Source organism: Coleofasciculus sp. (assembly GCF_046539235.1).
Classification (GTDB): Bacteria; Cyanobacteriota; Cyanobacteriia; order Cyanobacteriales; family Coleofasciculaceae; genus Coleofasciculus.
On sequence record NZ_JBKHHI010000509.1, the window covers coordinates 1 to 4,231 of the forward strand.

The window sequence follows — 4,231 nt, forward strand, 5'->3', positions numbered from 1 at the left end:
AATGCATAGTTGTGAATAGTGCCACCTATCTGATCTCCATGAACTGTTTCAGCAAAACCCCCTGCAAACTGGGCATGACTTTGGTCATATTTAGAGGCTTCTGACATCGATTTACTCTCCGATTGTGATCTAGATTCATTAATAATAATTATAGGTCTACTAGCTAGTTGATTAATTATTTCCTTCATGTTTGCATTTTCCTGGCGGTAGATAGTAAGCTGTTCATGTTTACCTTTTAATTCTGCTTTATATTTGTCTTCTATAGCTTTCAGGGCTAATTCATAGTTTTGCATAAACCGACTATGAATTGTCGCTTTATCTGTTTCTAACGGAACATTTACCCGAATAACTACGACTCCATCTCCTTTATTTTCAATACTATGAACCGCAATTTCCTTACCTTCATGCTCTACCTGTACTTTATTGAATGCTGTAACAAAAGCTTTCCAATCAATGCCATTACGGAATATTAGATCGACAGTATGTAGAACTTCTTGAAATAGTTTGGTAAATTCTCCAGGTGCAAATTCACCACTACTGGGACGGCGTTCGCGATCATCTGTTCCAGGCTTTGAATTTTCTAAAAGGTAAACAAATCGACAGTCTACCTGTTCTAGTGTAGTCGTGCTGTCAATATTCCACGTTCCCAAACCATAAGCACCTGTTAAGTAAGCATTAGTAAAATCGGTACCAATTGCTTGCACTTGAGTGAGGATCGCCCACTCTAAATTAGCGCTTTGTAACGTGGCTTGACTAATATCCGCGTTTTTCAGATTCGCTTGATTAAGATTGACTTTAGTCAGATTAGCCCCTCTCAGATTTTTACCTTCATAATTCTTATTATCGCCATCGCTACTGACTAGCAGTTGTCTCACAGAAGTATCAGCTAATATAGAATCAGAAAGCCTAGCCCGATGAAGGTGTTTGGCTTTATGCCAGCAAGTACGAGTGAGATTTGTTTTTTTGAAATTGGCACTCCTGAGTATTGCCTTGGTAAAATTAGCCTCGGTTAAATCAGCTTCAAAAAAAATTGTTCCTCCTAAACTGGAAAAGAAAATAGCTGTTTCACCAATAAAGTTATTGATTTCATTTTTTGGTGATGTGCATGAATAAATATAAAAAATTAACGCTAATACTGCCACTATTACATACCTTTCAAAAATTAAGGGTTCTTCTAAATCTTCTGGGATTACTACCACTATGAATGCCATCATAATAGCTAAAAACGCTGCCATTGCCCATGCTTTTGTCCCCGCATAGGTCACTTCCTTAGATGTTAAAAATACTGTTAGTGCTATTACTGTTGCTGTTACTGCCGATGCTGCTCCTGTAATCGCTACTATTACAGCTACCATCATTATGCCTATTGCTGCCATGAGAGCTGCCCCGACGCCTAACTCTACATCTTGGCGAACGTTAATGCTCACAAAAACAACAACTACGCCTGACGTAATCAACACAGGTAAATAAATTAAGGAAGCGCCCTGTGCCGAAATGTTTAATACGAGAATGAATCCTGATAAAGCGGATAAAGATAACGAAAGGAGTAATAATTTAATAACTGAACTCAGTGGTAATCCAGCCTGGGCATGACTAAAGTTAGCACCTTGAAGAGTCGCCTGAGAAAAATCTGCACCTCGAATATCGGCGTCGCTGAAATTAGCACCCGTGAGATCTTGACCCTTAAATGAACGACCTTGGAGATTTTGACCCGAAAAATCCTGGGGCATAACGGGAACAGGGGAGTAGCCAACCTTACTATCTATAGGCATAGCATAATTGATGCCAAAAAAGTGAGCTGAATCCTTGCCGATTGGCATATCTTGTGCATTACCCGCACCTGTCTCACCCCTATTACTCTAGTGGTGGCGTCCCTCTATAATTTGAAAAGCTGTAATCACCCCGTTTGATCACTCGACGATTAGTATCCCTATGGTTGAAATCCCCGAATCCACTGCCGAACTCGCGGCTGTTCTTGAAGAACCCGTTGATTTGAATTTCCAGCTTCCTGATCCAGAGGATGAGGATATTCAGGAATACGACTTTCAGCAACTTGTCGATAATGCTTGGCGAGTGTGCGATCGCTTCGACTTACAAACCGAGATCTGGCGCGGGCGGATTCTGCGTGTGGTGCGCGATCGCGAGAAAAAAGGGGGAGATGGACGCGGTACGGGCTTTCTCAACTGGCTGAAAAGTCGCGAAATTAGTAAGAGTCAGGCATATTCCCTGATTGAACTGGCAAATAGTGCCGATACCCTCCTCGCCGAAGGCAAACTCAACCCCGATGCGATCCGCAATTTCAGTAAACGGGCATTTGTGGAAACTGCCAAATCTGCCCCCGAAGTGCAACAATTAGTTACCGATAAGGCGCAACAAGGCGATCGGATTACCCGGCGTGAGGTGAAGCAGCTAGCCGATGAATGGACTGCCATGTCCTCAGAGTTACTCCCTGATCAAGTCAAGGAAAAAGCCTCAGCCGGAACCATGCCCGCCCGTTATCTGGCACCGTTAGTGAAAGAAATGGAGAAGTTGCCAGAATCCCATCTGAAACCGTTACAAGAGGAAGTCGCGGCAAATCCTGATGTGGATACGGTGAAACAAACCACATCAGACGCCCGTTTCTTGGCAAAATACCTCGACGCCGCTGCCCAAGTGCAAGCGATTCAGCACTCGTCTTTGGATATGGAATTGGCACTCCAGGAAGCCCTGCGGCTAGATTGCTTAAATACGGCGGCTGATTTGGTCAAACAGGCATCTGTGTTGGAACAAACCGTGGGTAAACTTTACACTACCTGGAAACGGCTGAGTAGCCTATCCGACCGATTATACGTCGATACTGGGGCAAGTACCCCTCATCTGCGATCGCTCCTCAACTGTCTGGATCGTCTCACCAATGACGTGATTGAAGTTCCCCTCGATGAAACAGGCGAACAGATTGTGCGTCTGAAGCTGATGGTGGATAGTTGAGATCCCCAATATATAAAAGCTTCACGCAACGCTGTTCCTAGATAGGTTAGAAGGAAACTTGGTATGAAATGACTAATGATGTGATTAGAGATATTGGAGAACAGGGTGTTTTAAAACGATTACAGCGTTTTTGTCCCTCAGATATTGTGGGTGATGATGCGGCGATTATGCCAAATCCTGAACCGGGGCAATTATTAGTGGTGACAACCGATGTTTTAGTAGATGGAATTCATTTTAGCGATCGCACGACTTCGGCTGAAGATGTGGGTTGGCGTGCGGTGGCGGCAAATTTATCGGATTTAGCTGCAATGGGTTCATCACCTCTAGGAATTACCGTTGGCTTGAGTCTTCCGGGTGATGTGGCGGTGAGTTGGGTTGAACGACTCTATCAAGGTATGTCTGAGTGTTTACAGCCGTATAATACGCCCATTGTCGGGGGTGATGTTTGTCACTCGCCGGTGATTACCGTATCGATTACTGCATTTGGTCAAGTCTTACCCCCGCGCGTCATGCGGCGTTCTACTGCTAAAGTCGGCGATGCGATTGTGGTGACAGGAGTTCATGGTGCATCACGAGTTGGGTTGGAATTGTTACTTAATCCGGAATTCGGCAAAGACTTGAATGAAAAAGAGCGATCGCGTCTGATTCAAGCCCACCAACGCCCTCAGCCAAGACTAGATATCTTACCTCAACTCTGGGAGATTTTAGCCTCCCAATCTCCAATCCCCCTAACAGCAATGGATAGCAGCGATGGACTTGCCGATGCGATCGCCCAAATTTGTCGAGCGAGTGGGGTGGGGGCTGTGGTGGAACGGGATGCGATTCCTCTCCCCTCCGTATTACCTCGGCTGACTTCCCCAGAACAAGTTTGGGATTGGGTTTTGTATGGGGGTGAAGACTTTGAACTGGTGTTATGTTTGTCGGAACCATTGGCTCAGGTATTTGTCGAAAAATTTGCCGCCGGATCAGCAATTATTGGTTCCATTACATCCGGTAGGTCGGTTTGTCTCCGGGATAGTACGGGAACATATAGAGATGAATTATTAACCCTGAGTCGAGGATTTCAGCATTTTTGAAAAAATCTAGACAATTCGATTAGTTTTTGATCCTATTATTTCATAGTGGGAAAAGGTGCGCTCATATATACATATGCTCTAATCATAATCAGCATCTTCCATGTCTTTGACCGCTTCGTTAATTTCTTCTGCCATAGCCGGTCCTGACTTAGAATCTTGAGATTGCTCCATCTTTTCTTTATTCGCTG

General features: G+C 44.3%; 3 protein-coding genes. 2 read left to right on the plus strand and 1 reads right to left on the minus strand.

The features are described from left to right. A partial coding sequence (locus ACLFWI_RS27655) for a pentapeptide repeat-containing protein (protein WP_446415599.1) occupies positions 1–1,820 on the minus strand: 1,820 nt, incomplete at its 3' end. A 112-nt stretch (positions 1,821–1,932) separates the two neighbouring features. Between ACLFWI_RS27655 and ACLFWI_RS27660 the strand changes: the two genes are divergently transcribed. Together ACLFWI_RS27660 and thiL are read left to right on the plus strand one after the other, a co-directional pair. Beyond that, entirely contained in the window at positions 1,933–2,967 is a 1,035-nt protein-coding gene (locus ACLFWI_RS27660) for a hypothetical protein (RefSeq protein WP_446415600.1), read from the plus strand. 68 nt (positions 2,968–3,035) lie between these two features. Next, positions 3,036–4,043 (plus strand): thiamine-phosphate kinase, encoded by a 1,008-nt coding sequence (gene thiL, locus ACLFWI_RS27665; protein WP_446415601.1) that lies wholly within the window; start codon positions 3,036–3,038, stop codon positions 4,041–4,043. The last annotated feature ends 188 nt before the right edge of the window (positions 4,044–4,231 follow it).